The organism is Allobosea sp. RCC_152_1, from assembly GCF_041360765.1.
Lineage (GTDB): Bacteria > Pseudomonadota > Alphaproteobacteria > Rhizobiales > Beijerinckiaceae > Allobosea > Allobosea spartocytisi.
Genome location: NZ_JBFUPU010000011.1, coordinates 120,496 through 146,664, shown reverse-complemented (window position 1 = coordinate 146,664; position 26,169 = coordinate 120,496). Strand labels below are relative to the sequence as shown.

The following is a 26,169-nucleotide window of genomic DNA, read 5'->3' as shown; positions in this document are numbered from 1 at the left end:
GTGGCGAAGGCCTCGCCGATGGCCGATCCGGCACCGCCAGGGAGAGGAAGCGAAGCGTGGCCGGATCACCCGAAGGAATCGCCTCGGCAGTGGCGAAGGATGCGAATGTCTACGACCTGGTCGTGATCGGCGGCGGCGGCGCCGGCCTCACGGCGGCCCTGTTCGGTACGCTGCGCGGGGCGCGCGTGCTGCTGCTGGAGAGCACCGAACATGTCGGCGGCACCACCGCCTTCTCGGGCGGGACCATCTGGATTCCGAACACGTTTCACACCGCCGAGGTCGGGACGCAGGACAGCGTCGAACAGGCCGAGACCTATCTCCATGCCGCGCTCGGCAACTACGCCGCCCCCGACATGATCCGCGCCTTTCTCGAGGCGGGCCCGCGCGCCGTCGAACTGCTCGACCGTGAGACGGATGTGAAGCTGCGGCCCTACCCGCTGCACCCGGACTACATCTCCGACCTGCCGGGGTCGACGATGAAGGGCCGCGCGCTGGAGCCCGTTCCCTTCGACGGCCGATTGCTCGGCGACAAGTTCGATCTGATCCGCCCGCCGATCCCGGAATTCACCATCCTCAACGGGCTGATGGTCGATCGCAACGACATCGCCCATCTGCTCAACCTGAAGAAATCCTGGGCTTCATTCCGCTATTCGCTGGCACTCGTCGCCCGCTATGCGCGCGACCGGCTCAGCCGCAGGCGCGGCGCCCGGCTGACCATGGGCAACGCCCTGATCGGCCGGCTGCTGCACTCCTTCCTCCAGCGCGGCGGCACGGTCTGGACTGAAGCCCAGGTCGACAGGCTGATCGAGGAGGACGGACGCATCGCCGGCGTCAGCCTCCTTCGCAATGGCGGGCGCCAGGACATCCATGCCGTGCACGGCGTCATCCTCGCCTCCGGTGGCTTCAACCGGAACCCCACCTTGCGCAAGGAACTGGTGCCGGATGCCGAGATCCACACGCCGGGCGCGCCGGGGCACAAGGGCGCGGCGCTCGAACTCGCGCTGAACGCTGGCGCGCGCATGGGCGACCGCAATGTCGAGAACGTGTTCTGGGCGCCGGTCTCGATCCGTCAGCGGGCGGACGGCACCAAGGCCGTCTTCCCGCATTTCGTCTTCGACCGGGCCAAGCCGGGCACGATCATCGTCAACAAGGCCGGCAGGCGCTTCTTCAACGAAAGCACCTCCTATCACCTCACCGGCAAGGCGATGATCGAGGCGCACCGCAACGAGCCCAGCATTCCGGCCTTCCTGATCGCCGATCATCAGGCCATCAAGACCTACGGCCTCGGCATGGTCCGTCCCGGCGGCAGCGGCATGCCCTTCCTGCTCAAGGACGGCTATCTGGTGAAAGGCGAAACGCTGGCCGAGCTGGCAAGCAAGCTTGGTGTCAATGCGCCGCAACTGCAAAAGACCATCGAGACCTTCAATGGGTATGCCGCGACCGGGATCGACCCGGATTTCGGCCGCGGGACCACCGCCTATCAGCGCAATCTCGGCGACCCGAAGCACGGCCCCAACCCAACCATGCGAGCGCTGGAGAACGGGCCATTCTACGCTGTGAAGCTCTATCCGGGCGATATCGGCGCCAGCGCCGGCCTGGTGACGGACGCCCACGCACGGGTGCTCGGCAAGGATGGGCCGATCGCCGGCCTCTACGCCATCGGCAACGACCAGAACTCGATCATGGCCGGCCTCTACCCGGCGCCGGGCATCACGCTCGGGCCGGCGATGACCTTCGCCTACATCGCGGTTCAGGACGCCCTCGCCGCCTGACCGGCTTCGCACCTCTGTCCCCGGATCGGAATTCACATGCTCGACAATTTCAGCGGCGCGACCCGCGTCTATTTCATCATCGGCCATCCGATTGCGCAGGTGAAATCGCCCTACGGCATGACCCGGCTGTTCGAGGAGAACGGCAAGGACGCCATCATGGTGCCGATCGACATCCTGCCCGAGGATGTCCCCGGCTTCGTCACGCTGGCCGGTCGCCTACCCAATTGCGACGGCATCTGCATCACGGTGCCGCATAAATTCGCGGTGGTCCCGCATTGCCGTACGATGTCGAAGACGACGCAGGTGCTCGGCTCCGCCAATGTCATGCGGCGCAACCCGGACGGTTCCTGGCATGGCGACATGTTCGACGGCCCCGGCCATGTCGGCGCGATGCGAAAGAACGGCGCCGAGCTCGACGGCAAGCGCGCCTTGCTGATCGGCGCAGGCGGGGCCGGCAGCGCCATCGGGCTTGCGCTGCTCGATGCCGGCGCGCGCGAACTCGCCATCCACGACACCGACGCCTCACGCCGCGACACGCTGATCGCAAAACTGAACGGGGCTCATCCCGGCAAGGTCACGATCGGCTCGCCCGACCCCACTGGCTATGACACCGTCTCCAACGCTTCGCCGGCCGGGATGAAACCGGACGACGCCCTGCCCTTCGACATGACGCGGCTGAGCCCCGCGACCTTCATCAGCGATGTCGTGACCAAGCCGGCGCTCACGCCGCTGATCGAGACGGCCCGCCGGATCGGCTGCAAGACCTCGACCGGCATCGAGATGTTCGAATCCGAGGCCGCGCTGATGCTCGACTTCTGGCTTGAAACCGCAAACTAGCGCGAGCCGCGGATTTCAGGGAAACGCCGCAGGCTCCGGCGCTTCAGACGAAGATGTTCGGGCGCGGCTCGCCCGGCTTCTCGACCGGCAGGCGCACCGTCGGGCCGAGCTGGCCGAGCTCCTGGGCGGCCGCCACCAGCAGAGGCGCGAGCTGCTGCATGCGCTCCTCGGTCAGCCGGATGAACGGCCCGGCGATGCTGATCGTGCCGGTGACGCGGCCGTCGAGCGAGGCACGGATCGGCGTGGCGATGGCGTTCATCCATTGCGAGAATGTCTGCTGGGTGACAGCGTAGCCGAGCAATCGCGCCTCGCGCAGCCGCCGGCGGACCGCCTGTGCCGTCTGCGGCGCGTTCGGCCCGTACTCCTCGCGCGAGCCGTAGCCTTGCTTCTCGATCAGCGCGATGGCCTCCTCGTCGGATTTGGTCGAAAGCCATGCCAGCCCCGAAGAAGAGCAGGAGAGCCTCGCTTCCTGTCCGGCGTCGGGATCGTAGCGCAGCCCGCCGCGCGCGCCTTGCGCCTTGGCGACGAAGATCAGCCGGTCCTCGTCCAGGATCGTGACCCGGACGAGCTCGCCGCAGTCCTGCGCCAGCCGGTCGAGCACCGGCTGCATCAGATCGGTGATGCCGTGCGCCTGCAAATAGCGCAATCCGAGAGAGGCGACCTTCGCCGTCAGAACGTAGGAACCGAAATCGCGCTCCTGCCGGACATAGCCCTCCTCGACCAGGCTCGCCAGAAGGCGATGGGTCGCGCTGCGCGGAATCTTGATGGCGTCGGCGACCTCGTAGAACGGCATGCCGCCCGGATGGTTGGAAAGGATTTCCAGGATCCGCAGGGTGCGTTTGAGAATGCCATCTGGCCCCGCCCCTTTTTCTTTTGTCCTGGGCATCATTGTCTCCGACAGCGTTGAAGGGTCACGATAGAGGAGGCCGGGCTCTCTTCACAAATGCCCGGCCGGGCCGTTCACCGCCACCCCATCGGCAAGAACGCCCTAACATCTTGTAAAAGATCGAATTTTTTATTGACCGGAGCACCACTTGAAGACCGGTATCACAAACTGGACTTTTATTCCAGTTTACGATACCGCTACCGCGAGCGACCCGAAAGACGGCGCCCCAAGAAGACACCCGGAGGAGACCTGATGACCCAACGCAACGGGAATGGCGGAAGGGGAGCCGGCACCTCGCGCCGTTCGCTCCTTCTCGGAGCCGGCGGCCTCGCCGCGACGCAATTGGCGAGCAGCAAGCTCGGCATGCCCTATATCGGCAATGCCGCCGCGGCCGAGCCGATCCGGATCGGGATGATCTGGGCCAAGACCGGCGCCATCGTCGACCAGTCGACCTTCCTCGCGCAGGGCGGTCTTTTCGCAGCCGAGCAGCGCAACAACCAACTCCTCGGCCGGCCTCTCGAGATCATCTGGCTCGACGAGCCGAACCCGCAAGGCGCCCAGCTCAACGCTCAGCGGCTGATCGACGAGCACAAGGTCTGCGCGCTCATCGGAGGCGCCCAGAGCTCCTTCGCGCTGGCCATCTCCGCGGTCGCCAAGAAGGCCAAGATTCCCTATGTCGCGGCCAACGCCGCCGCGCTCGATCTCACCGGCAAGCTCTGCAACAAATACACCTTCCGGCTGCAACCGCCCGTCGACGTCCACACCAAGGTCCTGGCCCCCTATTGCATGGGCCTCGGCAAGCGCTGGTACACGCTGACGGCGGCTTACGCCTTCGGCCAGGACATCAAGGCGAGCTTCACCGACTTCAACGCCAAGAACGGCGGTACCATCGTCGGCGCCGACGAGGTGCCGGTCGGCACGCCCGACTACTCGTCCTTCATCCTCAAGATCCGGGCCGCCAAACCCGACGTCGTCGTCGGCGGCCTTTCCGCCAGCGACCTGACCACCTTCCTGAAGCAGTGGAACGAGCTCGGCATGAAGGGCAAAATTCCCTTCGCCGAAATCTCGATCGGCAACACCGATATCTGGGGCGTCGGCCCGGACGCCGCGACCGGCATCTACACCATGGTCTGGTACTATAAGAACCCGGCCAACACCGAGGACGACAAGGCCTTCACCGACGCCTACATGAAGAAATTCAACCAGCCGCCGCCGGACAAGGCCTGGATGGGCTGGTTCGGCATGCGTTCCCTGCTGGAATCGATCGAGCTCGCGAAGTCGACCGAGCCGGCCGCGATCGTCAAGGCCCTGGAAACCTGGCACGTGAAGGACGGCGACCTCGACGTCAGCTATCGCGACTTCGACCATCAGATGAAGCGGCGCACCATCATCTGCAAGGTCAAGGACAAGATCACCGACAAGTGGGACTATGTCGACGTGCTCGAGAACGCGCCCAAGACAGTCGCCGAGATCGACGCGGCCTTCGGATCGGCGGCCGACAGCGCCTGCAAGATGGATAGCCTCTAGAGCCGGAACCTGAATCCGTCTCTCACCAAGGAGTCAGAGCAGGATGCGAAAAACCGGTTCCCGCTTTTTCGCATCCTGCTCCAAGGCGCCGTCGGCCAGCCGCGGCAACCCGGCGAAACCGCGGCTCTCGCGACCCTCTCATTCCGCGCCACGTCTTTGACGTGGCGCCTTCCCCGCCCGGCAGCCCGATCCGTGCCGGCGCGGGAGGGGCCATGCCATGCTCGACATGATCATCTCCCAGGCGGTGAACGGCCTCATCCTGGGCTTTCTCTACGTTCTCATCGCGATCGGCCTGTCGATCATCTTCGGCATGCTGGGTATCGTGAACTTCGCCCACGGCTCGTTCTTCGCCATCGGCGCCTATCTCGCTTTGGTGCTCGCCCGCGATTTCGGCTGGCCCGCCGCCCTGCTCTCGCCGCTCATCGTGGGCGCCATCGGCATGGTCGTCGAGATGACGTTGATCCGGCAGCTCTACGGCAAGGAGCCGCTGCTCGGCCTGATCCTGACCTTCGCGCTCGCCCTGCTGGCCGAAGCGATCCTGCGGCTCATCTTCGGCGGCGCCCCGGTTCCGTTCAGCCCGCCGGCCATCCTCTCCGGCTTCGTCGAATACGGACCGATCCTGATCACGAAATACCGCATGACGGTGTTGATCGTGACGGTGCTGGCGCTGATCAGCTTCTGGGCCTTCCTGCGCTTCACGCCCTTCGGGCGGATCATCCGCGCCGGCTCGCGCGATGCCGAAATGGTCGGCCTGCTCGGCATCAACCTGCCGATCGTGCTTTCCGGCGTCTTCGGCATCGGCTGCTTGCTGGCGGGGCTGGCCGGCATGCTGGCCGGGCCGCTCTGGACGGTCATCCCCAGCATGGCCTCAGGCGCCATCATGCCCGCCTTCGTCATCGTCACCATCGGCGGGCTCGGCTCCTATTCCGGCGCGATCATCGCCGGCCTTCTCGTCGGCATCACCACGGCCATGACCATCCAGTTCGCCCCGGTCTGGTCAGGCGCCGCGATGTACGTGCTGATGGCCGCCATCCTGCTCATCCGTCCGCGCGGCCTGTTCGGCGAGCGCTGGGAGAGGTTCGAATGAGACTCCGCTCCATCCTGACCAGCCCGATCCTCTGGATAGCGATCGTCTTCGCAGGGCTCACCCTGGCTTGGATGGCCCAGGGCGCCCCAGTCAACCTGATCACCCAGATCGCGATCTACACGCTCTATGGCGCCGGCGTGAACCTGCTCGTCGGCTATACCGGGCTGGTGCCCTTCGGAGCCTCCGTCTTCTTCGGCTGCGCCAGCTACTTCGCCGCCCTGCTGCTTCTCGGGCCGGTCAAGCAGGACATCGCGGCCCTGCTCCTCTCCGTGCTGCTTTCGATGGCGCTGGCAGCCGTGCTCGGCGCGCTGATCCTGCGCCGGCGCGGCCTCTATTTTTCGCTGCTGACGCTCGCCTGCTCGCAGATCGCCTTCGAGGTCGCCTATAAATGGACGGCCGTGACCGGCGGCGAGAACGGCCTTCAGGGCGTGCCTCGCACCAGCTTCCACACCGAGATGCAGTTCCATCTCTTCGCGCTCGCCACGGTGCTGCTCGCCATGTGGTTCCTCTGGCGGCTGGTCCATGCGCCGTTCGGCCGCGTCCTGCAGGCCGTCCGCGACAACGAGCAGAGGGCGAGCAGCCTCGGCTACAACACCTATCTGGTGAAGCTCCTCGCCTTCGTCATGATGGCCGGCCTCGTCGGTTATGCCGGCTCCCTGCTGACGTTGATGCTGCAAGGCGTCTACGCCAACAATCTCGGCTGGCAGCGCGCCGGCGACTCGCTGCTGATGACCGTGCTCGGCGGCGTGCATCATTTCCTCGGGCCGCTCTGGGGCGCGATCGCCTTCATCGTCCTGGAGAACCGGCTTTCCGCCATCACCGAGAATTGGTGGCTGATCTTCGCGCCGATCATCATCGTCTTCGCGCTCTTCTCCCCCGAGGGCATTCAGGGACTGGTGCAGCGCCTGCGCCGCAACCAGCGCTGGACGCTGACCCGCAACACCATCCCGCCGCGCCCCGCCGTGATCGAGCCCTATGAGAGCACGGCCCAGGCGATGGACCCTGACAAACCGGTGCTCGAAACGCGCAAGCTGAGCAAGAGCTTCGGCAGTCTGGTGACCGCCAAGGAGATCGACCTCGAGGTGCGCCCCTTCGTGCTGCACTCGATCATCGGCCCCAACGGCGCCGGCAAGACCACCTTCTACAACATGCTGACCGGCGTCCTGCCGCCGAGCGGAGGCACGATCCTGTTCGAGGGCAAGGACATCACGAAGCTGCCGATGTATGCCCGCGCCCGGCTCGGCATCAGCCGCTCCTTCCAGATCCTCTCGATCTTCCCGAACCTCTCGGTCTTCGAGAACGTCCGGGTCGCGGTGCAGGCGCAGCGGCACGGCGCGCTCGGCTTCTTCAGGGACGCCCACGACATCGCGCCGCTGAACGAGCGGACATGGTCGATCCTCGATGCGGTGGGGCTCGCGGACCGGGCGGCGGACCCGTGCATGAACCTGCCGCACGGCGCCAAGCGCCTGCTCGAGATCGCCGTCACGCTCGCGATCGATTCCAAGCTGCTCCTGCTCGACGAGCCGCTCGCCGGGCTGGCCGAGGCCGACCGGCAGATCGTCGCGGAGCTGATCCGCAACCTGTCGAAGAAGCACGCCGTGCTCCTGATTGAGCACGATATCGACCGGGTTCTGGCGATTTCGGACCGCATCTCCGTCCTGCACCAGGGCCGGATGATCGCCGACGGAAAGCCCGCCGAGGTCGCGCGCAATCCGGAGGTGATCGCCGCCTATCTCGGCACAGCCAAGGGCGAGTCCAAGGCGCCGCCCGCGGTCGAGCGCGTGGCGCATGCCGCAGGCAAGCCGTTGCTGGAGGCCAGGGCGCTGGCGGTCGGTTACGGCGGCAGCACCGTGCTGAACGGGGTCGACATCACGGTCCATGAAGGCGAGGCGATCGCCCTGCTCGGCCGCAACGGCGTCGGCAAGACCACGCTGCTGCGAGCGCTGACCGGCACGTTGCCGCTGGACGCAGGCTCACTCAGCTTCGCGAGCACGGATATCGGCGCGCGCAAGCCCTATGAGATCAACCGGCTCGGCATCTCGCTGGTGCCAGAGGGCCGCCGGCTCTTCCCCAACCTCACGGTGGTCGAGAACCTGCAGATCGCCCAGCGCGCCGGGGGCTTGAGCATCGAGCAGTGCTTCGAGCTCTTCCCGCGCCTGCGCGCCCGGCAGAAGGCCAAGGCCGAGAACCTCTCCGGCGGCGAACGCCAGATGGTGGCGATTGCGCGCGCCCTCGTCGTGCCGAGCAAGCTCGTCCTGCTCGACGAGCCTTTCGAGGGGCTCGCCCCCTCGGTCGTCGAGGAGGTGATGGCGGCGCTCGTCAAGCTGCGCGGCAAGGTCGCGATGGTCATTGTCGAGCATCATGCCGAGACCGTGCTGCCGATCGTCGACAGGGCGGTCGTGCTGGTCAACGGCCGCATCGCCTTCGCCGGCGACGCCGGCGATCTCGAGAAGGATCATGCCTTGCAGGCCAGGCTGCTCGGCGTGGTCCAGGCCGATGAATCCGTGGCGGCCTGAGGCGGCTACGCGGGAGAGGCCTCGACCTCTCCCGGCATGAGGACCATGCCATGTTCAAACGCATGTCCATTCTCGAAAAGAGGCCCGGCGACGATCCGGCCTTCTTCTCGCATCACTGGCAGGAGCGGCATGGGCCGCTGGTCGCCCGCCTCCCCGCCATCCGCAGCTATGTGCAGAACCATGTCGAGGTGGTGTACGAGCCTGTGCCCTTCCGCATCAGCGGCATCGTGGAGCTCGGGTTCGACGATGCCGACGCCATGGAGAAGGCCTTCACCGCCGAGACGGTGCGGGCCGTCAGGGCCGACGAGCCGCACTTTCTCGGGAACACCACCGGCTACGTGATCGGAGCTTCGAGCATCCGCATGGCCGAGGAGCAAGGCAAGCTCATCGTCCTTGCGGCGCATGGCGGCGACCGGGCCGGGCTGGAGCCTATCGAGACCGCGTTGCGGCGGTTGCCGGGCTTTGTCCAGTCCATCCGGGACGATGTCGCCTCGACAATCCCGCGCCCCGGCTCCGAAGGGGCGAGTCAGCGGGTCGACAGCTTCTTCCATCTTTATTTCAGCGACGTCGCCGGCGCGGACCGAGCCGCGCTGCAGATCGCCGCAATATCCGAGGGGACGGCAAAGCTCGGTATCGTCCGGGTGCGGACGGTCAGGATCGTCTAGCGGCCGCTTAGGCTCCCCGCCCGGGCCGCACATGCAAGGGCGCCGTGGGCTGCAATCATTTCCCAACCTTCAAGTTCACAGATCACATCGGAGGACATCATGGCGCGCGCGCGGATCGGGATCATCGGCCTCGGCACGATCGGAAAGACCCATCTTGCTGTGTTGCAGGAGACGGAGAATGCCGAGGTCGTCGCCATCTCCGATCCCACGCCGGCCGCACGCGACCATGCGGCCAGCCGCAACGTCAAAGCGTATGACGACCATCGCGCGATGATCGAGGCCGAGCGCCTTGACGGCGTCGTCATCGCCACGCCCAACGACCAGCACGTCCCCATGGCGCTCGACTGCATCGCCCGCGACATCGCGGTTCTCGTCGAGAAGCCGATCGCCGAAAGCGTCGAGGCGGCGCGTCGGCTCTGCGATGCCGCCGAGGCGAAAAATGTCCCGGTGTTGGTCGGCCATCACCGCCGGCACAATCCGGCGGTCCGGGCGGTGCGCCAGGCCATAGCGGACGGCCTCATCGGCAAGCCGGCCATCGCCACCGTGATCTACACGCAGCTCAAGCCGGAGAGCTATTTCAACCTCGGCTGGCGTCGCGACACCGCGAGCGGCGGCCCGATCCTGATCAACCTGATCCACGAGATCGACCTGATCCGCTATGTCTTCGGCGAAATCGACAGCCTGCAGGCGCTGAGCTCTTCGACGGTACGTGGCTTCCCGGTGGAGGACACCGCCGCCGTATTGCTGCGCTTCCGCAACGGCGCGCTCGGCACGATCAGCCTCTCCGACACGGCGGCCTCGCCCTTCAGCTGGGACCTAGCCTCCGGTGAATTCGACCAGATGTCGGACACGGCGGACAAGCTGAAACGCCAGAAGGTTTCCTCCCATGTCTTCGCCGGCTCGGAAGGCTCGCTGACCCTGCCGGATGTCCGCCATTTCAGCTATCGCGGCGCGGGCGAGCCGGGCTGGCTCAGCGAATTGAGCGAGGACAAGCTCGCCATCAGCGTCGAGAGCTCCTATCGCCGCCAGGCCCGGCATTTCGCCGCCGTCTCCCTGCGCCAGGAAGAACCCGTCATCAGCGGCCGCGACGGCTTGCGCACGTTGGAGGCGACGCTCGCGGTCAAGACGGCGTCCGAAAGCGGCAGCACCGTCCGGCTTCCAGCCTGACAGGCAGCCGCAGCCGCTACGGCGCCGTCAGAGTCAACATTGGAGATGGAAGGGACGCACTCAGCCGAGCCGGGCGACGCTGCGCAAATCCTCGGCCGTGGTCGAGGGGAAGCCGAAGAACTCCAGATAGGCGGGGATCTGCTCGAACAGCATGTCCTTGCCGACCTGGACCTCGCAGCCACGCGCACGCGCCGCCGCGAGGAACGGCGTGATCTCTTCGGCCATCACCACCTCGCCGACGAAGGTCGCGGCATCGAGCCGGGCGATGTCGAGCGGCAGCGGATCGCCCGGCTTCATCCCGAGCGGCGTGGCATTGACGACGATGTCGAAGCCGGCAGGATCATTGGATGCCAGGGACACGCCGAGCGCGGGATAGTAGCGCGCAAGCCGCGCGCCCAGCGCCTTGGCTGCGGCCGCGTTGATGTCGTAGAGGCCGAGCTCGCTGACGCCGGCCTTGGCGAGAGACGCAGCAATGGCGGAGCCGACGCCGCCGGCGCCCAGCACCAGCGCCCGCTTGCCGGGGATGGCGCGCCCCTTGCGCAGCACGCCGCGCACGAAGCCCTCGCCGTCGAACATCTCGCCGGTCAGGCGGCCATCGGCCTCGCGACGCACGGCGTTGCAGGCGCCGGCGATCGCCGCCGTCGGCAGCAGGACGTCGACGAGCCCGGTCGTGGTGACCTTGTGCGGCATCGTCACCAGCGCGCCATGGGCATTCGAAAGCCGGAAGACCAGCTTCAGGAAGTCCGGATAGTCCTCGGCCCGACAGCCCATCGGCACGACGACGGCGTCGATCCCCTCGCGCTCGAAATAGGGGTTGTAGATCATCGGCGCCTTGAAGCTCTCGGTCGGGTAGCCGAGATGGGCGATGAGCCGTGTGGTTCCGGTGATCATGCTGCGCTCGCCGCCGGCTCGGTGAGGACGACGGTTTCGCCCGAGCGGGCCGCCCGCTTGACGGCGTCGATCACGGTGAGCGTGGCAAGGCCTTCGCGGCCCGAGGCGATCGGTGCGACGCCGTTGCGGATGACATCGCAGAAATGGCGGATCTGGCGCGCCAGCGGGTCGTCCGGAACGAAGGGAATGCGCTCGCGCACAAGCGGCTCCCACCAGCTCCGCTTGTCGCGGTTCGACCAGATTTCGAGCTGCGGGATGGTGAGTGAACCATGCGTCCCGCCGATCTGGTAGCAGGACTGGTCCTGCTGCGGATAGGCCGGGTTCTCGCCGGTCGTCAGCTCCCAGCTCCAGGGCGCGACGATGGTGTCGGAGACCGTGACGGTCGCGAGCACGCCATTGGCAAAGCGCAGCAGGATCGCGGCCGTCTCCTCGACCGCGTGCCCCCTCACCGCATTCGAGCTCAGCGCCTGCACGGAGACGACCTCGCCGCAGAGATGGCGGAAGAGATCGACGTCGTGAATGAGGTTGAGCAGGATCGGCCCTGCCCCCTCTTCGCGGCGCCAGCCGACCTCGAAATAATCGTCCGGCTTCATCAGCCAGAAATGGCCCTGGATCGCGAGCACCCGGCCGAGCCGGCCGCTCTCGACGATCTCCTTCGCCTTGGCGATCATCGGATTGTAGCGGCGGTGATGACCGGTCAGCAGCGGTAAGCCAGCCCGCTCCGCGGCTGCGACGAGACGGGCCGCGCCGGCAAGATCGTCGGCCAGCGGCTTCTCGACGATGGCGGGGATGCCGGCCTCGATCGCTTCCAGCCCGTTCTCGACATGGAGCCGGTTCGGCGTCGCGATGATCACGCCCTCCGGCCTGTCCACCGCGACCAGATCGGCAAGGCTGCGATGCCAGCGCGTGCCGAGGCGCTCGGCCAGATCGCGCCCGACCTCGGAGGGGTCGACGATGGCCGAGAGCAGCGCGCCCGGCTCCCGCGCGACATGCTCGGCATGACGTCGGCCGATCAGGCCGGCGCCCATGACTGCGAGTTTGACCGGTGCCATGCTCAATTCCGTTGGAATCCGTGCCTGCCCGCCATCACTTGGCTGCGTCGTCGATGAGCTTCGCGATGCGCCTCAAGCCCAGCTGGTAGCCCTGGGTGCCGAAGCCGGCGATCACGCCGTCGGAGCGCATCGAGACATAGGAATGGTGGCGGAAGGCCTCGCGCTTATGCACCTGCGAGATATGGCATTCGATCACCGGTCCCTCGAAGGTGTTGAGCGCATCGAGCAGCGCGACCGAAGTATGGGTGAAGGCGGCCGGGTTGATGACGATGCCGGCACCGTCCTCGCGCGCCTCATGGATCCAGTCGATCAGCTCGTATTCGCGATTGGACTGGTGGAAGCGCAGTTCGAGCTTCAGCTCCTCCGCCAGCTTGCGGCAGTCGCGCTCGACATCGGCCAGCGTCTCGTGGCCGTAGATATGCGGCTGGCGCTTGCCGAGCAGATTGAGGTTCGGTCCGTTGAGGACATAGACGAGACGGGACATCGATCGCGGTCCGTTGCTGGTTCTGAGACGTTCAGTGCTTGTGCAGGATTTCGCCGAGGAATTGGCGCGTCCGTTCATGGCGCGGATTGCTGAAGAATTCCTGCGGCGGCGCTTCCTCGACGATCGCGCCCGAGGCCATGAAGATGACCCGGTTCGCCACCTGCCGGGCAAAACCCATCTCATGGGTGACGCAGATCATGGTCATGCCCTCCTCGGCGAGGCTGATCATGGTGTCGAGCACCTCCTTGACCATTTCGGGGTCGAGCGCCGAGGTTGGCTCGTCGAACAGCATGACCTTCGGCTTCATGCACAAGGCGCGCGCGATCGCGACGCGCTGCTGCTGGCCGCCCGAGAGCTGCGCCGGGTATTTCTCCGCCTGTTCGAGAATCTTGACGCGGCCGAGCAGCTTGCGGGCGGTGGCCTCGGCCTCGGCCTTGCTCACGCCGAGCGATCGCATCGGCGCCAGCATGCAGTTCTGCAGCGCGGTCATATGCGGGAACAGGTTGAAGTGCTGGAAGACCATGCCGACCTCGCGGCGCACCGCGTCGATCGTCCTGGCATCGTCGCCCAACCTGGTACCGCCGACCCTGATCTCGCCCTTCTGGTAGCTCTCCAGATGGTTGATGCAGCGGATCAGCGTCGACTTGCCCGAGCCCGACGGCCCGCAAAGCACGATGCGCTCGCCTTTGCGGACCGCGAGGTTGATGTCGGTCAGGGCCTTGAAGTCGCCATACCATTTCTCGACATGCGCCATGGCGATCATGGCGTCCGTCGCGGCGGTGTTTTGCGCGGCAGGCTGGTTCATGGCCCTGTTCCCGATCAGTGCTGGTTCAGCTCGCGGTGAAGGTGATGCCTTCGAGGCTGTCCGGGAACTTGTGCACCGGCACCTTCATCCACTTGTCGTAGACCTTCTGCAGCTCGCCATTGGCCTTGATCTTGTCGATGAAGGTATTGATCGCCGCGTTGATCTCCTTCTCGCCGAGACGGGTGCAGGCGCCGTTGTAGAGGTTCTGGAATTCGAGCTTGTTCTCGAACTCGCCCGGCCGGCCCTGCTCGATGCGCTGCATGTAGAAGATGTTGCCGCCGAGCGCCTGGACCTGGCCGGAGACCAGCGCCTGGATCGAGGGCGCATCGCCGTCATAGCGGCGAATGGTGGTGCCGGAGGGGGCATTCTTGGTGACCTGCGTGTCCTGCGCCGCGCCCTTGGCGACGCCGATGGTGTACTTCGCCATATCCTCGTTGGTGGTGATCTTGTCCTTCTTGGGGCCGATCAGCACGATGGTATTGGCGACGTAAGGCTTCGAGAACTGCACCGCCTTGGCACGCTCCGGCAGCATCGCCATGGTGGCGAAGAGCACGTCGACGCGGCCCGTCGTCAGCGCCGGGATGCGGTTGTTGACCTCGAGCGGCACGAACTCGACCTGCACGCCGAGTTCCTTGGCGAAGAGCGTCGCGATGTCGGCGTCGAGGCCGTCCTGCTTGCCGGCGCTGGTGACGAAGCCCCAGGGCGGGTTGTCGCCCTGGATGCCCACGATGATCTTGCCGCGGGCCTTGATCTCGGCCGGGGTGATGGCCTGGGCCGGGCTGCCGAGCAGCGCGGGCAGCGCGAGCGCAGCGGCACCGGCGGCAAGAATGCTGCGGCGTGTGGTCTTGGTCATGTTTCTCTCCCTCTGTCGTTGGTGGTTGGGCTTCTGCGGTGAACGTGTTGTCGGCCTCAGCGCGATGCGACGGCCATGCGGCGCTCCAGATGCGATCCGTAGAGCGAGAGCGGCCAGCAGATCAGGAAATACAGGATGCCGACGATCCCGAAGACCAGCAGCGGCTTGAAGGTCTGGTTGGAGATGATGTTGCCGGCCCGGGTCAGCTCGGTGAAGCCGACGATGGCGGCCAGCGACGTGCCCTTGATGAGCTGGACCAGGAAACCGACCGTCGCCGGCAGCGAGATGCGGATCGCCTGCGGCAGGATGACGTCCTTCATGCGCGAGACGTAATGCAGGCTGAGCGCCTTGGCGGCCTCGGTCTGCCCCTTCGGCACGGCCTCGATCGAGCCTCGCCAGATCTCGCCGAGATAGGCGCTGGCATGGAGCGTGAAGCCGATCGCGACCGCGACCCAGGCATCGAGCTTCAAGCCGACCAGGGCAAGCCCGTAATAGACCACGAAGAGCTGCATCAGGAGCGGCGTGCCCTGGAAGAGCGAGATGTAGCTCCTCGAACCCCGTTCGAGCGGAGCGATGCCGGAGGTGCGCAGCAGCGCGACCGCGAGCCCGAACACGCCGCCGCCGACGAAGCCGACGAGCGAGAGCAGCACGGTCCATTTGAGACCGGTGAGCAGGAAGAGGAATTCGTTCGATCCCATCGCGCCCTCACTTCACCGGATAGCTGAAGTAACGGGTCGAGATCGCGTCGAAGAAGCGCATCATCACCCAGGAGATCACGAGGTAGAACAGCGTGATCGTGCCGTAGACCTCGAAGGAGCGGAAGCTGTCGGACTCGATCCGCTGCGCCACCGAGGTGAGCTCGTAAGCCGAGATCGCCGAGCAGATGCTGGTCGACAGGGTCAGCAGCACGAACTGGCTGGTCAGCGACGGGAAGATCGCGCGCAGCGCCGGCTTCAGCACGATCAGCCGGAAGACCTGGGCCTTGTGCAGGCCGAGCGCGAGCCCCGCCTCGATCTGGCCTTTGCCGATCGACTGCACGCCGCCGCGGATGATCTCGATGGCATAGGCGCCGCCATTGAGGCCGAGCGCGATGATCGCCGTCGGCGTCGGATCGAGCCGGACGCCCGCCAGCGGCAGCGCGAAATAGATGAAGAAGATCTGCACCAGGAACGGCGTGTTCCGGACCAGCTCGACGAAGCCCTTGATCAGCCAACGCACGGGAGCGAAGCGGGAATCGCGCAGGATCACGCCGCCGACGCCGATCACGATCGCCAGCGCCATGCCGCCCAGAGCGAGACCGAAGGTGCCGAGGCACGCCAGCAACAGCTCCGGCAGCCCCTCGATCACGGGCGTGAAGTCGAGCTTGTAGTTCATTCTCTCTCCCTGGGCGGCCGACCTTCTTTGGGTCGATCCGTGGCGTTTCCCTGACGGCGCCTCTTGTCGGGCACCGGACACCGCGCAGCTTGCACCATCGCAGCGAAGTGATAAATGTACCGGCTAGTTCAATTGGTCAAGCGCAATGTACCGCCCCGTTCATTTCATCGTGGCCGGCCCTCGCCGTCACGCTCGCTCGACAAGAGCGGCAGCGTGACGAGCCCGGTCATCACCACGCGCGAAAAGCGGCGCCAGGCCTCCTGGACCCAGGATCCCGAAGGGGTGCGCCGCAACATTCTCGAGGTCGCTCGCGCGGAATTCGTCGAGAACGGCCTGAGCGGCGCCAGGGTCGACGATATCGCGGCCAAGACCGCGACCAGCAAGCGGATGATCTACTATTACTTCGGCGACAAGGAGGGGCTCTACCGCGCCGTCCTCGAAACCATGTATGAAGGCATCCGCAGTTTCGAGCGCAGCCTCGATCTCGGCTCGCTGCCGCCGGTCGAGGCGATGGCGCGGCTGGCGGAAGCCACGTTCGACTACCATGTCGAAAACCCCGATTTCGTGCGCATGGTGATGGTCGAGAACGTGCATCATGCCCGGAATCTCAAGGCTTCGCGCACCATCGCCGGCCTGAACAGCTCCGTCGTCGAGGTGACCCGCAACATCTACGAGCGTGGTGTTGCGGCAGGGCTGTTCCAGCCCGGGCTCGAGCCGCTCGACATCTCCCTCACGATCAGCGCGCTCAGCATCTACAATGTCTCGCATCGGGCGACGGTCGGCCAGGTCTTCGGCTACGACATGTGCACGCCGGAGGCCCTTGCCCGGCGCCGCAGCATGACCGTGGCGGCCGTGCTGGGCATGCTGCGGCGCTGAAGCAACAGCGATCCCGCCGTCTTGCGGGCCCCTACTTCCGCTCGACGAGCCCCGCCATAGCCTGGATGGCGAGCGCGTAGCCGGCGACGCCCAGCCCGGCGATGACCGCCGTCGCGGTGCGGGAGACCAGCGAGTTGTGATAGATCGCTTCCCGCGCATGGATGTTCGAGATGTGCAGCTCGATCTTGGGGCCATCGAACATCTTGAGCGAATCAAGCAGTGCCACCGAGGTGAAACTGTAGCCGGCCGGGTTGATGATGATGCCGCAGGCTTCCTGCCGGGCCTGATGCACGCTCTCGACCAGTTCGCCCTCGAAATTGGTCTGGCGAAAATCGACCTCGTAGCCCAGCGTGCGCGCCTTCTCCTCGCAAAGCTGTTTCACCTCGGCCAGCATCGTCGTGCCGTAGATATGTGGCTCGCGCTGGCCGAGCAGATTCAGGTTCGGGCCGTTCAGGACGAAAATGGGCTTGCTCAACGCGGTCACTCCAAAGGTGCTATGGTCGCTATCCGCCCATACTGATCACGGCAGCGGGGGCGGAAGGAACAAGGTTCGGCATAGACTAAAGAATGAGGAGAGACGCGGTTTAGACCGGCGCGCAGATGATTCATCATGGTGGCAATCGGGCGGCTAGATCCGATCTAATCCATTAAATTGGGAGGATAGCGATGCACCTGACCCGTCGCGGGTTCACGACCGCTCTTGCCGGCACCATTGTGTCTCCGGCCGTCATACGCAGTGCCTACGCCCAGGGCGCCACCGTCAAGATCGGCATGGTCGTCCCGATGACGGGCGCGGCCGCCGAATCCGGCTCCTTCGCCCAGACCGGCGCCAAGATCGCGCTGGAGCAGGTCAACAAGGCCGGCGGCGTGCTCGGCAAGCCACTCGAGCTGATCTTCGAGGACGACCAGACCACCAACCCCGGTGCGGTGCTCGCCTTCTCCAAGCTCGCCAGCCAACCCGACATCGTCGCCTTCCTCGGCTCGATCCGCTCGACGCAGATGCACGCCATGGCGCCCGACATGCTGAAGATCGGCAAGCCGGTCGGCTTCGGCGGCACCGACCCGAACCTGACCAAGCTCGGCAATCCCTGGCTCTTCCGCTTCCGCCCGAACGATTCCTATTCGGGCAAGGTGATCGCGCAATACGGCAGCAAGGAACTCGGCAAGAAGAAATGGGCGATCGTCCATTCGACCGATGCCTTCGGCACGGCCGGCGCCAAGGCGCTGACCGAGGCCCTGCCCGACAATGGCGCCACGCTCGCTCTCGACCAGGGCTATGCCAACCAGAGCCAGGACTTCACGCCGGTCGTGCTGGCGGTGCGGCAGTCCGGCGCCGATATCCTCGGCACCTATTTTACCTTCGAGACCGACCTCGGCATCTTCGCCCGGCAATTGCGCCAGCTCGGCGTCAACATCCCCTGGGTCGGCTCGCCTTCCATCGTCAACGTCTCGGCGCTGAAGCTCGCGGGGCCGGCGCTCTACAACACCTATGGCGTGGCCGACTATGCCGAGGATTCGAGCGACGCCTCGAAGGCCTTCGGCAAGGCCTATCGCGAGGTGCGGAAGGTCGCGCCGGACAACCAGTCGTCCTGGACCTTCGACGCCGTCACCTGCCTGGCGATGGCGATGAACAAGGCCGGCTCCACCGAGCCCAACAAGGTTCGCGAGGCGATGCTTGCCATCCGCGGCCACAAGGGCGCCGAGGGCGAATACAACTTCGACAAGAACGGTGACGGCCTGCACGGCTACAACATCGTCAAGAACGACAAGGGCGAGATCAAGTTCGACAAGCGGATCGACTTCACGCCGAATCTCGGCTGATCCTCAGGCTGCTCGGCTTCCCTGCTCCTGCCGGGAAGCCGGCCGCCAAGCGCGGCTCGGATCGCGAGCCCCGCGCGGCAACGCCCGACGCATCGCATGTCACGCCTTTCGCGGCGAACGGCCAAACCGTTCACCGCGGAGAACCGATCGCTTCAACGCCAGCGCGGTAGACAGATGGATCTCGTTCTTCAGCTTCTTTTCACCGGGATCGGCATCGGCTCGGTCTATGCGCTGGTCGCGCTGGGCTTCGTCCTGATCTTCCGGGCCACCAACGTCGTGAACTTCGCCCAAGGCGAGTTCTCCATGGTGGCGGCCTTCCTGATGGTGGTCTTCTCGGTCAAGATCGGCCTGCCCTACTGGCTCGCCTTCATCGTCTCATTGTTCGGCATGGCGGCGCTCGGCGCGGTCTTCAATCGTGCGGTCTATTATCCGCTGCGCCACCGCACCTATCTGCCGGTCATCATCTCGACCATCGGCGCCTCGATCTTCATGGCCAACACGACGCTGGCGATCCATGGGCCGGAGCCCGAGGTGCTGTCGGGCTGGTTCGACACGCCCGGCTTCATGCTCGGCCCGGTCTATCTCGACAACCAGTATCTGCTCATCATCGTCGTGACGGCGCTGCTGGTGGCGCTGCAATACTGGTTCTTCGAGCATACGCTGCTCGGCAAGAAGCTGCAGGCGACCTCGCAGGACAAGGAGATGGCCTCGCTGCTCGGCATCCCCGTGGCGGTGATGATCATGATCACCTTCATCTATTCGGCGGTAATCGGCGGCATCGCCGGCATTCTCGTGGCGCCCGTCCTCTTCGTCTCGATCGGCATGGGCGCGACCATCGCGCTGAAAGCCTTCGCCGCCACCATCATCGGCGGCTTCGGCGACGTGACCGGGGCGATCATCGGCGGGCTCGCGCTCGGCGTCATCGAGACCTTCGGGGCGGCCTACATCTCGGTGCCCTACAAGGACGGCTTCGCCTTCCTGGTGCTGATCGCCTTCCTGATCTTCCGGCCGCAGGGCATCTTCGGCGAGCGCGTGGCGGAAAAAGCATGAGCACGACCGAAACCACCGCGACTGCCGGCGATATCCGCCCCCGCCTGCGCTGGGGCGTCCCGGCCTATGTCCTGCTCGTCCTGGTCGCGATGACGCTCGCCATCGTCGTCCCCAAGACCGGCTATATCCTCAACATCTCGATGCAGGCGACGACCTACGCGGTCGCCGTGCTCGGCCTGACGATCGTGCTCGGGCTCTGCGGCCAGATCAATCTGGCCCAGGCCGCCTTCTTCGGGCTCGGCGCCTATGCGGTCGGCCTCGGCCAGACCGATTACGGCCTGAACTTCTGGGTTTGCCTCCTGATCGGCACGGGCATCGCCGCCGGCTTCGGTGCCCTGCTCGGCGCCTCGACGCTCAGGCTCGGCGGCCATTACCTCGCCATGGTGACGATCTCGTTCCAGCAGATCGTCACCCTCGTCCTGATCAACTGGATCCCCGTCACCAAGGGGCCCGACGGTGTCCGCGCCATCCCGCGCCCGCCTCTCTTCAGCGACGGCTCGGCCTATCTCGCGCTGTGCATCGCGGTGCTGGGCATCCTCGGCTATCTGGTCTGGCGCCTGCGCGACACGCGGCTGGGCCGCGCCATGCGGGCGGTGCGCGACAACGAGCTCGCCGCGGGCGTCGCCGGCATCGACGTCTACCGGACCAAGGTCACGGCCTTCGCGTTGTCCGCCGTCCTCGGCGGCATCGGCGGCGGCCTCTTCGCCGGCGGCTTCTCCTATGTCAGCCCGGACCAGTTCTCCTTCGCCGAATCGGTGGTGTTCCTCACCATGGTGCTGCTCGGCGGCGTCGCCTCGCCGATCGGCGCCGTCATCGGCACGGGGCTGCTGATCCTGATCCCGGAATGGCTGCGCTTCCTCAAGAGCATTCCCGGGCTTTACCTCGCCATCTACGGCGCGGCGGTGATCCTGATCGTGCTGTTCATGCCGGATGGCATCTGGGGCTATCTGCGCGGCCGGCTCGACCGCTTCAAGCGCGCCGTCCTCCCAGTCAGCTCCGGCCTGGCGCTCCCGCTGTCGGGCGGCGGCGAAGGCTCCGAGACCGTCCTGGAGGTGCGCGGTCTTTCCAAGCATTTCGGCGGGCTGAAGGCGGTCGACGAGGTCGATCTGACGATCAGGCGCGGCGGGGTCCACGCGCTGATCGGCCCCAACGGCTCAGGCAAGACCACGACGCTGAACGTCCTCTCCGGCCTCTACCGCGCCACGGCCGGGACCGTCACCCTCAACGGGCAGGACATCACCAATCTGCCGCCGCACGCCCGCACCAAGGCCGGGCTCGGCCGCACCTTCCAGAACATCCGGCTCTGGCGCTCGATGACGGCGCTGGAAAACGTCATGGTCGGTGCCGAACGGCCCGGAAACCCGGTCGCGAACGATCCTGCAGCCGTGGTGGCGCAGGCCCGGGCGGCTCTCGCCTTCGTCGACCTGGAAGACCGCGCCAATGAGGTGGTGGCGAGCTTCTCCTACGGCCATCAGCGCGCGGTCGAGATCGCCCGGGCGCTGGCCGGCGACCCCGTCCTGCTCCTACTCGACGAGCCGGGCGCGGGCCTCAACTCTTCGGAGAAGGTGGAGCTGCGCAACCTGCTCAAACGCATCTCGGCGCGCGGCCTCACCATCATGATCATCGACCACGACATGACGCTGGTGAGCGAGGTCGCGCAGCACATCACCGTGCTGAACTTCGGCCGCCGCATCGCCGACGGCTATTCGGCCGACGTGCTGAAACACCCCGATGTGATCGCCGCCTATCTGGGGACGGGTCCCGATGTCGCTGCTTGAACTCAAATCGCTTGTCGTCCGCTACGGCGAAGTCGAAGCCGTCGACGGCGTCTCGCTCATCGTCGAGGCCGGCGAGGTCGTGACGCTGCTCGGGTCAAACGGAGCCGGCAAGTCGACCACCTTGCGCGCCATCTCGGGCCTCGCGAAGCCGGCCTCGGGCGACATCCTCTTCGAGGGCCAGTCGATCGTCGGGCTGAAGCCCGAGGAGATCGTCCGCCGCGGCATCGCCCATGTTCCTGAAGGCCGCCGCGTGTTTCCGGGCCTGAGCGTGCGCGAGAACATCATGCTCGGGGCTTCCAACCGGCGCGGCATGAAAACCGCCGAGATCAAGCGGGAGGCCGACGAGATGTTCGACCTCTTCCCCGACATCCGCCGCTTCTCCAATGCGCTGGGCTGGACGCTCTCGGGCGGTCAGCAGCAGATGGTGGCGGTCGCGCGCGGGCTGATGGCGAAGCCGCGCATCCTGCTGCTCGACGAGCCGTCGCTCGGCCTCGCCCCCGTCATCGTCCAGGCGGTCTTCGCGATCATCGCCGAGATCAGGCGGCGGGGCACGACCGTGCTGCTGGTCGAGCAGAACGCCCGGATGGGCCTCTCTGTCGCGGATCGCGGCTATGTGCTGGAAACCGGCAAGCTCGTGCTTTCGGGCACGCCGGACCAGCTCTGGTCGAACGAGGAAATCCGTGCCGCCTATCTCGGCGGACGAACGGCTGCGGCCTGAGTCCGGCCGCCACGTTCAGGGCCCTCAAGCCTCCAGATCACCGACTGATTCCGGTCAGTCAATGTGCCGTCATTCCGGGCGCAGCGTAGCGGAGACCCGGAATCCATCGTCGAGCGCTGCATTCCAGGATGGATTCCGGATCGGCGCCGCTGAAGCGGCTCGTCCCGAATGATGGGAGCTGCGCGACCAACGCTCCGTTATCTCCAAACAATCGCTCTCCCCGCCAGTCGACCGTCCGAACGCATAAGCGCTGCACGCAGCTCCTTCGCGCGCTCCCTCTCGTCGGAGCGCAGCTCATCCCGGCCGCTGCGATGCAGAGAGCCGAAATCCATCCTGAACCTTCCACCGTAGGCGCTCTGGCATGGATCCCGGGTCAAACCCGGGGATGACGACGTGGTTCTGCGCGCTCCTTCCAGCCAATAGCTCCACGCAGGGACAGCTGCCGGACAGCCGGCCGGCGCATCGGCTTGCTGCGCGGTGGCATTTCCGCGCTTGACGCTTCATGGCCTCGCTTCGTATGATCCAAATAAGAAAACAATTGATCCATATATTGGACCACCCGATGACAGCAGCTCTCGCAGGCATTCTTCCCGTCCTGCCGACCCCCTTTGCCGCCAATGGCGCGATCGACCCCGCGGCACTGGGGCGCGTGACCGCCTTCGCCCTCGGGGCCGGCGCGGCGGGCGTGGTGTTTCCGGGCTTCGCCAGCGAGGTCGACAATCTCTTGGCGGAAGAACGGGAGATCTTGCTCCGCGAAGTCGTCCGCGCCGTCGCGGGGCGCGTGCCGGTGGTCGCGGGCGCGAGCGCGCCGTCTGCGGCGGAAGCCATCGGCTATGCCAGGCAGGCACAGGCGCTCGGCATCGGCCATGTCATGATCCAGGCGCCGAAATCCGTCGGCATCGATGGGGCAGCCGTGGCGGCGTTCTACCGCGAGATCGCGAATGCGGTGCCGGGGATCGAGATCGTCCTGCAGAATGCGCCCGCCCCGCGCGGCTCCGACCTCAAGCCCGACGTGCTGCTGGAGATCGTCCGCGGCAACCCGGCCATCACCTATCTCAAGGAAGAGACGATTCCCGCCGGGCCGGCGATCACGGCGATCCTGAAAGGCAAGCCAGCCCATCTGAAGGGCGTGATCGGCGGCGGCGGCGCCCGCTACATCATCGACGAATATGTCCGCGGCGCCTGCGGCGCGATGCCGGCGGCCGAATTCACCGATATCCACGCGGCGCTCGACCGGGCTTTCCGCGGCGGGGCGGTCGAGACGGCTCGTCACCTCTATATGCGCACCCTGCCGCTGCTGCTGGTCCAGGCCAATCTGCGCATGGCCTTCACCAAATACGTGTTGACCCGCCGCGGCATCCTGTCGAACCAGATCTGCCGAGCGCCGCTCCCGGCCTTCGACGCGGTCGACCGGGCCGAGATCGACGCCTGGCTCGGACGGATCGCGGACCTGCTTGCTCCGGCGGCCTCGCTTCAGGCAGCGGAATAGCGCCATGGCTGAGCGTGTCGCCAAGGTCGATGTCTATACGCTGACCATCCCGCGCGAGACCGTCTATCTCGGCGATCCGCGCCCCGGCGAGAGCATCAACGAGAAGGGCTACATCGTCCGCAAGGGCAACCGCACGGTCTATCCGACCATGGACCGCACCGTCGTGGTCCGGCTGGAGACGAGCGGCGGCCTTGTCGGCTGGGGCGAGACCTACGGCATCGTCGCGCCGGGCGCCGCCATCGCGATCATCGACGATCTGCTCGGCCCTTACGTGATCGGCCGCTCGCCGCAGGACGTCGTCGTAATTCACGAAGACCTCTACGACCTGATGCGCGTGCGCGGCTATACCGGCGGCTTCTATCTCGACGCGCTCGCCGCCATCGACATCGCGCTCTGGGACCTGAATGCCCGCCTCGCCGACCGGCCGCTCGTCGCCATGCTCGGCGGAAGGCGGCATGAGCGGCTGCCGGCCTATATCTCGGGCCTGCCCAAGCGCACCCGGGCCGAGCGCGCCGATTTCGCCGCCGAATGGCAGGCGAAGGGCTTCGACAGCTTCAAATTCGCGGCGCCCGTCGCGGATGACGGCAATGTCGCGGAGATCGCGACTTTGCGCGAACGGCTCGGGCCCCAGGCCCGCATCGCCTGCGACATGCACTGGGTCCACACCGCCGAGGAGGCCGTCTCCGCCATCCGGGCGATGGAGCCGCATGGCCTCTGGTTCGCCGAGGCGCCGGTGAAGCCCGAGGATGTCGACGGCCTCGCCCATGTCGCGGCCCGCGTCTCGACGCCGGTCGCGGCCGGCGAGGAATGGCGCACGGTCTACGATCTCGTGCCACGGGTGGCGCGGCGGGCCTGCGCGATCGTCCAGCCGGAGATGGGCCACAAGGGCGTCACCGAGTTCATGCGCATCGGGCAATACGCCCAGGCGCACAATCTCGCAGTGATCCCGCACGCGACCATCGGCATGGGGTTGTTCATGGCGGCAAGCCTGCATGCCAGCGCGGCGCTCTCGGCGGTGAGCTGTCACGAATACCAGCACTCGATCTTCGAGCCGAACCGGCGCCTGCTGACCGGCGACATGGATTGCCGCGAAGGCTTCTACAGCCTGCCGACCGGGCCGGGGCTGGGCGTCGCGCCCTCCGAGGAGGCGTTGAATCTGCTTCGCAAGCACTGACCGTAACCGCCGGACAACACGGCAGAAAAACGAGAGGGAGAAACGTCATGAGGATGCTGGACTGGAAGCGGCTCGCCGCCGCCGGGCTCGTCACGCTCGGCACGATGACGGCCCTGCCCGCGCTCGCCCAGAACAAGGTGCTGAAATTCGTCTCCTGGCAGAAGGACGAGCGCGGCACCGGCGACTGGTGGGGCTCGGTCATCAAGGAATTCGAGGCGACCCATCCGGGCGTCAAGATCGAGTGGACCAAGGTCGAGCGCGGCGCCTTCGCCGACACGATGACGACGCTCTTTGCCGGCGGCCAGCCGCCGGACATCGTCCATCTCGCCTCTTTCGAGTTCCAGAAATTCGCCGACAATGGCTGGCTGGAGCCGCTCGACCCCTACATCAAGAACGCCAAGCTCGACCTGAAAGGCTGGGCCGGCCAGGACACCTGCACCTGGAACAAGCAGAATGTCTGCGTGATGATGCTCTATTTCGGGTACTTCATGGCCTATAACGAAGACCTCCTGAAGAAGGAGGGGCTCGAGGTTCCGAAGAACTACGCGGAATTCCTCACCGCTGCCCGCAAGCTCACCAAGGACATCAACGGAGACGGCATCGTCGACCAGTTCGGCACCGGCCACGAGACCCGTGGCGGCGGCGGCCAGTACATGTCCGAGATGATGAACTACACGCTCGACGCCGGCGCGCGCTGGACCGACGAGAACGGCAAGGTCACGATCAACACGCCGCAGATGATCGAAGGCCTCACCCGCTGGAAGACCATCGTCAAGGAGAACCTGACGCCGCGCGACCTCGCCGCCGGCGAAGTCCGCCAGCTCTTCGCCGATGGCAAGATCGCGCTGAAGATGGACGGCCCCTGGCTCTGGCCGATCATCCAGAAGGGCAAGGCCCGGGACCAGATCAAGCTGACCACGGTACCGTTCAACCCGCCGGTCGGCGGCTCCTCGAACGTGCTCGGCATCGCCTCCGAGATTTCGCCGGAGAACAAGAAGCTCGCCTGGGATTTCATCGCGATCGCGACCTCCGACAAGTTCCAGTCGAGCTATGCGACGCTCGGGGCCTCGCCGCCGCCGGACCCGCGTGCCGACACGACCGGTGCCAGCAAGGAGACGCCGCATTTCGACCTGCTGGTGAAGGCCACCAAGGCCGCCGCCGACGCCAAGGTCGACCGGATCCCCAAGGGGCTCGAGCTGCAGTTCAATGAGTTCGCCAAGATGGTCATGGAGGAGAGCCAGCGCATGATCATCCAGGATCTCGACCCCAAGATCGTGGCCGCGACCATGCAGAAGAAGGCGGAGACGCTGCAGCAGCAGTGACGACCGTTCCCTTCTCCCCCTGCGG

The 26,169-nt window shown here is 66.1% G+C and carries 24 protein-coding genes; 15 read left to right on the top strand and 9 right to left on the bottom strand.

Annotated features, from left to right (window positions below):
* Positions 1-56: 56 nt before the first annotated feature.
* Together AB6806_RS25885 and AB6806_RS25880 are read left to right on the top strand one after the other, a co-directional pair.
* Positions 57-1,772 (top strand): FAD-dependent oxidoreductase, encoded by a 1,716-nt coding sequence (locus AB6806_RS25885; protein WP_142022691.1) that lies wholly within the window; start codon positions 57-59, stop codon positions 1,770-1,772.
* Positions 1,773-1,808: 36 nt separating this feature from the next.
* Positions 1,809-2,609 carry a shikimate dehydrogenase family protein gene (locus AB6806_RS25880; RefSeq protein ID WP_142022690.1) on the top strand — a complete coding sequence of 267 codons (801 nt, stop codon included), beginning with the start codon at positions 1,809-1,811 and terminating at the stop codon, positions 2,607-2,609.
* Between the two features lie 43 nt (positions 2,610-2,652).
* On the opposite strand, the gene AB6806_RS25875 is transcribed toward AB6806_RS25880, so the two are convergent.
* A complete protein-coding gene (locus AB6806_RS25875) occupies positions 2,653-3,495 on the bottom strand; it encodes an IclR family transcriptional regulator (RefSeq protein WP_112763267.1) in 843 nt (280 codons plus the stop codon).
* Between the two features lie 252 nt (positions 3,496-3,747).
* Here AB6806_RS25875 and AB6806_RS25870 point away from each other — a divergent pair, with 252 nt between their 5' ends.
* The 5 genes from AB6806_RS25870 (at position 3,748) to AB6806_RS25850 (ending at position 10,457) form a co-directional block, all read left to right on the top strand.
* Positions 3,748-5,022 carry an ABC transporter substrate-binding protein gene (locus tag AB6806_RS25870; protein ID WP_038365635.1) on the top strand — a complete coding sequence of 425 codons (1,275 nt, stop codon included), beginning with the start codon at positions 3,748-3,750 and terminating at the stop codon, positions 5,020-5,022.
* Between the two features lie 217 nt (positions 5,023-5,239).
* Positions 5,240-6,109 carry a branched-chain amino acid ABC transporter permease gene (locus AB6806_RS25865; RefSeq protein WP_038365633.1) on the top strand — a complete coding sequence of 290 codons (870 nt, stop codon included), beginning with the start codon at positions 5,240-5,242 and terminating at the stop codon, positions 6,107-6,109.
* Positions 6,106-8,625 (top strand): branched-chain amino acid ABC transporter ATP-binding protein/permease, encoded by a 2,520-nt coding sequence (locus tag AB6806_RS25860; RefSeq protein WP_142022689.1) that lies wholly within the window; start codon positions 6,106-6,108, stop codon positions 8,623-8,625. The genes AB6806_RS25865 and AB6806_RS25860 overlap by 4 nt, the downstream gene beginning before the upstream one ends.
* 50 nt (positions 8,626-8,675) lie before the next feature.
* Complete coding sequence (locus tag AB6806_RS25855; protein ID WP_142022688.1) at positions 8,676-9,290, top strand: EthD domain-containing protein; 615 nt, start codon at positions 8,676-8,678, stop codon at positions 9,288-9,290.
* Positions 9,291-9,389: 99 nt separating this feature from the next.
* Positions 9,390-10,457: a Gfo/Idh/MocA family protein gene (locus tag AB6806_RS25850; protein ID WP_142022687.1), complete on the top strand. Its 1,068-nt coding sequence runs from the start codon at positions 9,390-9,392 to the stop codon at positions 10,455-10,457.
* A gap of 60 nt (positions 10,458-10,517) precedes the next feature.
* Here AB6806_RS25850 and AB6806_RS25845 read toward each other — a convergent pair whose 3' ends face one another.
* From AB6806_RS25845 to AB6806_RS25815, 7 genes are read right to left on the bottom strand one after another with little or no spacing between them, the layout of a single operon-like run.
* On the bottom strand, positions 10,518-11,348 hold the full coding sequence (locus AB6806_RS25845; protein ID WP_142022686.1) for a shikimate dehydrogenase family protein: 831 nt from the start codon (positions 11,346-11,348) through the stop codon (positions 10,518-10,520).
* Complete coding sequence (locus AB6806_RS25840; RefSeq protein WP_142022685.1) at positions 11,345-12,400, bottom strand: Gfo/Idh/MocA family protein; 1,056 nt, start codon at positions 12,398-12,400, stop codon at positions 11,345-11,347. The genes AB6806_RS25845 and AB6806_RS25840 overlap by 4 nt, the downstream gene beginning before the upstream one ends.
* Positions 12,401-12,434: 34 nt before the next feature.
* Positions 12,435-12,884: a type II 3-dehydroquinate dehydratase gene (gene aroQ / locus AB6806_RS25835; RefSeq protein ID WP_038365623.1), complete on the bottom strand. Its 450-nt coding sequence runs from the start codon at positions 12,882-12,884 to the stop codon at positions 12,435-12,437.
* Positions 12,885-12,915: 31 nt separating this feature from the next.
* Positions 12,916-13,689, bottom strand: coding sequence for an amino acid ABC transporter ATP-binding protein (locus tag AB6806_RS25830; RefSeq protein ID WP_370955836.1), 774 nt, complete (start codon positions 13,687-13,689; stop codon positions 12,916-12,918).
* A gap of 25 nt (positions 13,690-13,714) precedes the next feature.
* Positions 13,715-14,542 carry a transporter substrate-binding domain-containing protein gene (locus AB6806_RS25825; protein ID WP_038365619.1) on the bottom strand — a complete coding sequence of 276 codons (828 nt, stop codon included), beginning with the start codon at positions 14,540-14,542 and terminating at the stop codon, positions 13,715-13,717.
* 56 nt (positions 14,543-14,598) lie between these two features.
* Complete coding sequence (locus AB6806_RS25820; RefSeq protein WP_038365618.1) at positions 14,599-15,240, bottom strand: amino acid ABC transporter permease; 642 nt, start codon at positions 15,238-15,240, stop codon at positions 14,599-14,601.
* Between the two features lie 7 nt (positions 15,241-15,247).
* A complete protein-coding gene (locus AB6806_RS25815) occupies positions 15,248-15,916 on the bottom strand; it encodes an amino acid ABC transporter permease (protein WP_142022684.1) in 669 nt (222 codons plus the stop codon).
* Positions 15,917-16,129: 213 nt separating this feature from the next.
* Here AB6806_RS25815 and AB6806_RS25810 point away from each other — a divergent pair, with 213 nt between their 5' ends.
* Positions 16,130-16,792, top strand: coding sequence for a TetR/AcrR family transcriptional regulator (locus AB6806_RS25810; protein WP_051988291.1), 663 nt, complete (start codon positions 16,130-16,132; stop codon positions 16,790-16,792).
* 31 nt (positions 16,793-16,823) lie between these two features.
* Here AB6806_RS25810 and AB6806_RS25805 read toward each other — a convergent pair whose 3' ends face one another.
* Positions 16,824-17,267, bottom strand: coding sequence for a type II 3-dehydroquinate dehydratase (locus AB6806_RS25805; RefSeq protein WP_142022683.1), 444 nt, complete (start codon positions 17,265-17,267; stop codon positions 16,824-16,826).
* 191 nt (positions 17,268-17,458) lie between these two features.
* Between AB6806_RS25805 and AB6806_RS25800 the strand changes: the two genes are divergently transcribed.
* The 7 genes from AB6806_RS25800 to AB6806_RS25770 all read left to right on the top strand — a co-directional run bounded on the left by AB6806_RS25800 (position 17,459) and on the right by AB6806_RS25770 (position 26,144).
* Positions 17,459-18,613, top strand: coding sequence for an ABC transporter substrate-binding protein (locus AB6806_RS25800; RefSeq protein ID WP_038365612.1), 1,155 nt, complete (start codon positions 17,459-17,461; stop codon positions 18,611-18,613).
* A gap of 174 nt (positions 18,614-18,787) precedes the next feature.
* Positions 18,788-19,663 carry a branched-chain amino acid ABC transporter permease gene (locus AB6806_RS25795; RefSeq protein ID WP_038365609.1) on the top strand — a complete coding sequence of 292 codons (876 nt, stop codon included), beginning with the start codon at positions 18,788-18,790 and terminating at the stop codon, positions 19,661-19,663.
* Positions 19,660-21,441, top strand: coding sequence for a branched-chain amino acid ABC transporter ATP-binding protein/permease (locus tag AB6806_RS25790; protein ID WP_142022682.1), 1,782 nt, complete (start codon positions 19,660-19,662; stop codon positions 21,439-21,441). Before AB6806_RS25795 ends, AB6806_RS25790 begins: the two co-directional genes overlap by 4 nt.
* A complete protein-coding gene (locus AB6806_RS25785) occupies positions 21,428-22,159 on the top strand; it encodes an ABC transporter ATP-binding protein (protein ID WP_038365605.1) in 732 nt (243 codons plus the stop codon). Before AB6806_RS25790 ends, AB6806_RS25785 begins: the two co-directional genes overlap by 14 nt.
* 562 nt (positions 22,160-22,721) lie before the next feature.
* Positions 22,722-23,648, top strand: a complete 927-nt coding sequence (locus AB6806_RS25780; protein ID WP_370955833.1) for a dihydrodipicolinate synthase family protein — start codon at positions 22,722-22,724, stop codon at positions 23,646-23,648.
* A gap of 4 nt (positions 23,649-23,652) precedes the next feature.
* Positions 23,653-24,822 carry a mandelate racemase/muconate lactonizing enzyme family protein gene (locus AB6806_RS25775; protein WP_038365603.1) on the top strand — a complete coding sequence of 390 codons (1,170 nt, stop codon included), beginning with the start codon at positions 23,653-23,655 and terminating at the stop codon, positions 24,820-24,822.
* A 53-nt stretch (positions 24,823-24,875) separates the two neighbouring features.
* Positions 24,876-26,144 (top strand): ABC transporter substrate-binding protein, encoded by a 1,269-nt coding sequence (locus AB6806_RS25770; protein ID WP_142022722.1) that lies wholly within the window; start codon positions 24,876-24,878, stop codon positions 26,142-26,144.
* Positions 26,145-26,169 lie beyond the last annotated feature (25 nt).

Coding starts and splice junctions, on each gene's coding strand:
- AB6806_RS25830 (WP_370955836.1), bottom strand. CDS start 13,689: ATGAACCAGCCTGCCGCGCAAAACACCGCCGCGACGGACGCCATGATC.
- AB6806_RS25790 (WP_142022682.1), top strand. CDS start 19,660: ATGAGCACGACCGAAACCACCGCGACTGCCGGCGATATCCGCCCCCGC.
- AB6806_RS25860 (WP_142022689.1), top strand. CDS start 6,106: ATGAGACTCCGCTCCATCCTGACCAGCCCGATCCTCTGGATAGCGATC.
- AB6806_RS25840 (WP_142022685.1), bottom strand. CDS start 12,400: ATGGCACCGGTCAAACTCGCAGTCATGGGCGCCGGCCTGATCGGCCGA.
- AB6806_RS25855 (WP_142022688.1), top strand. CDS start 8,676: ATGTTCAAACGCATGTCCATTCTCGAAAAGAGGCCCGGCGACGATCCG.
- AB6806_RS25825 (WP_038365619.1), bottom strand. CDS start 14,542: ATGACCAAGACCACACGCCGCAGCATTCTTGCCGCCGGTGCCGCTGCG.
- AB6806_RS25780 (WP_370955833.1), top strand. CDS start 22,722: ATGACAGCAGCTCTCGCAGGCATTCTTCCCGTCCTGCCGACCCCCTTT.
- AB6806_RS25850 (WP_142022687.1), top strand. CDS start 9,390: ATGGCGCGCGCGCGGATCGGGATCATCGGCCTCGGCACGATCGGAAAG.
- AB6806_RS25870 (WP_038365635.1), top strand. CDS start 3,748: ATGACCCAACGCAACGGGAATGGCGGAAGGGGAGCCGGCACCTCGCGC.
- AB6806_RS25815 (WP_142022684.1), bottom strand. CDS start 15,916: ATGAACTACAAGCTCGACTTCACGCCCGTGATCGAGGGGCTGCCGGAG.
- AB6806_RS25775 (WP_038365603.1), top strand. CDS start 23,653: ATGGCTGAGCGTGTCGCCAAGGTCGATGTCTATACGCTGACCATCCCG.
- AB6806_RS25845 (WP_142022686.1), bottom strand. CDS start 11,348: ATGATCACCGGAACCACACGGCTCATCGCCCATCTCGGCTACCCGACC.
- AB6806_RS25800 (WP_038365612.1), top strand. CDS start 17,459: ATGCACCTGACCCGTCGCGGGTTCACGACCGCTCTTGCCGGCACCATT.
- aroQ (WP_038365623.1), bottom strand. CDS start 12,884: ATGTCCCGTCTCGTCTATGTCCTCAACGGACCGAACCTCAATCTGCTC.
- AB6806_RS25880 (WP_142022690.1), top strand. CDS start 1,809: ATGCTCGACAATTTCAGCGGCGCGACCCGCGTCTATTTCATCATCGGC.
- AB6806_RS25875 (WP_112763267.1), bottom strand. CDS start 3,495: ATGCCCAGGACAAAAGAAAAAGGGGCGGGGCCAGATGGCATTCTCAAA.
- AB6806_RS25785 (WP_038365605.1), top strand. CDS start 21,428: ATGTCGCTGCTTGAACTCAAATCGCTTGTCGTCCGCTACGGCGAAGTC.
- AB6806_RS25770 (WP_142022722.1), top strand. CDS start 24,876: ATGCTGGACTGGAAGCGGCTCGCCGCCGCCGGGCTCGTCACGCTCGGC.
- AB6806_RS25820 (WP_038365618.1), bottom strand. CDS start 15,240: ATGGGATCGAACGAATTCCTCTTCCTGCTCACCGGTCTCAAATGGACC.
- AB6806_RS25795 (WP_038365609.1), top strand. CDS start 18,788: ATGGATCTCGTTCTTCAGCTTCTTTTCACCGGGATCGGCATCGGCTCG.
- AB6806_RS25865 (WP_038365633.1), top strand. CDS start 5,240: ATGCTCGACATGATCATCTCCCAGGCGGTGAACGGCCTCATCCTGGGC.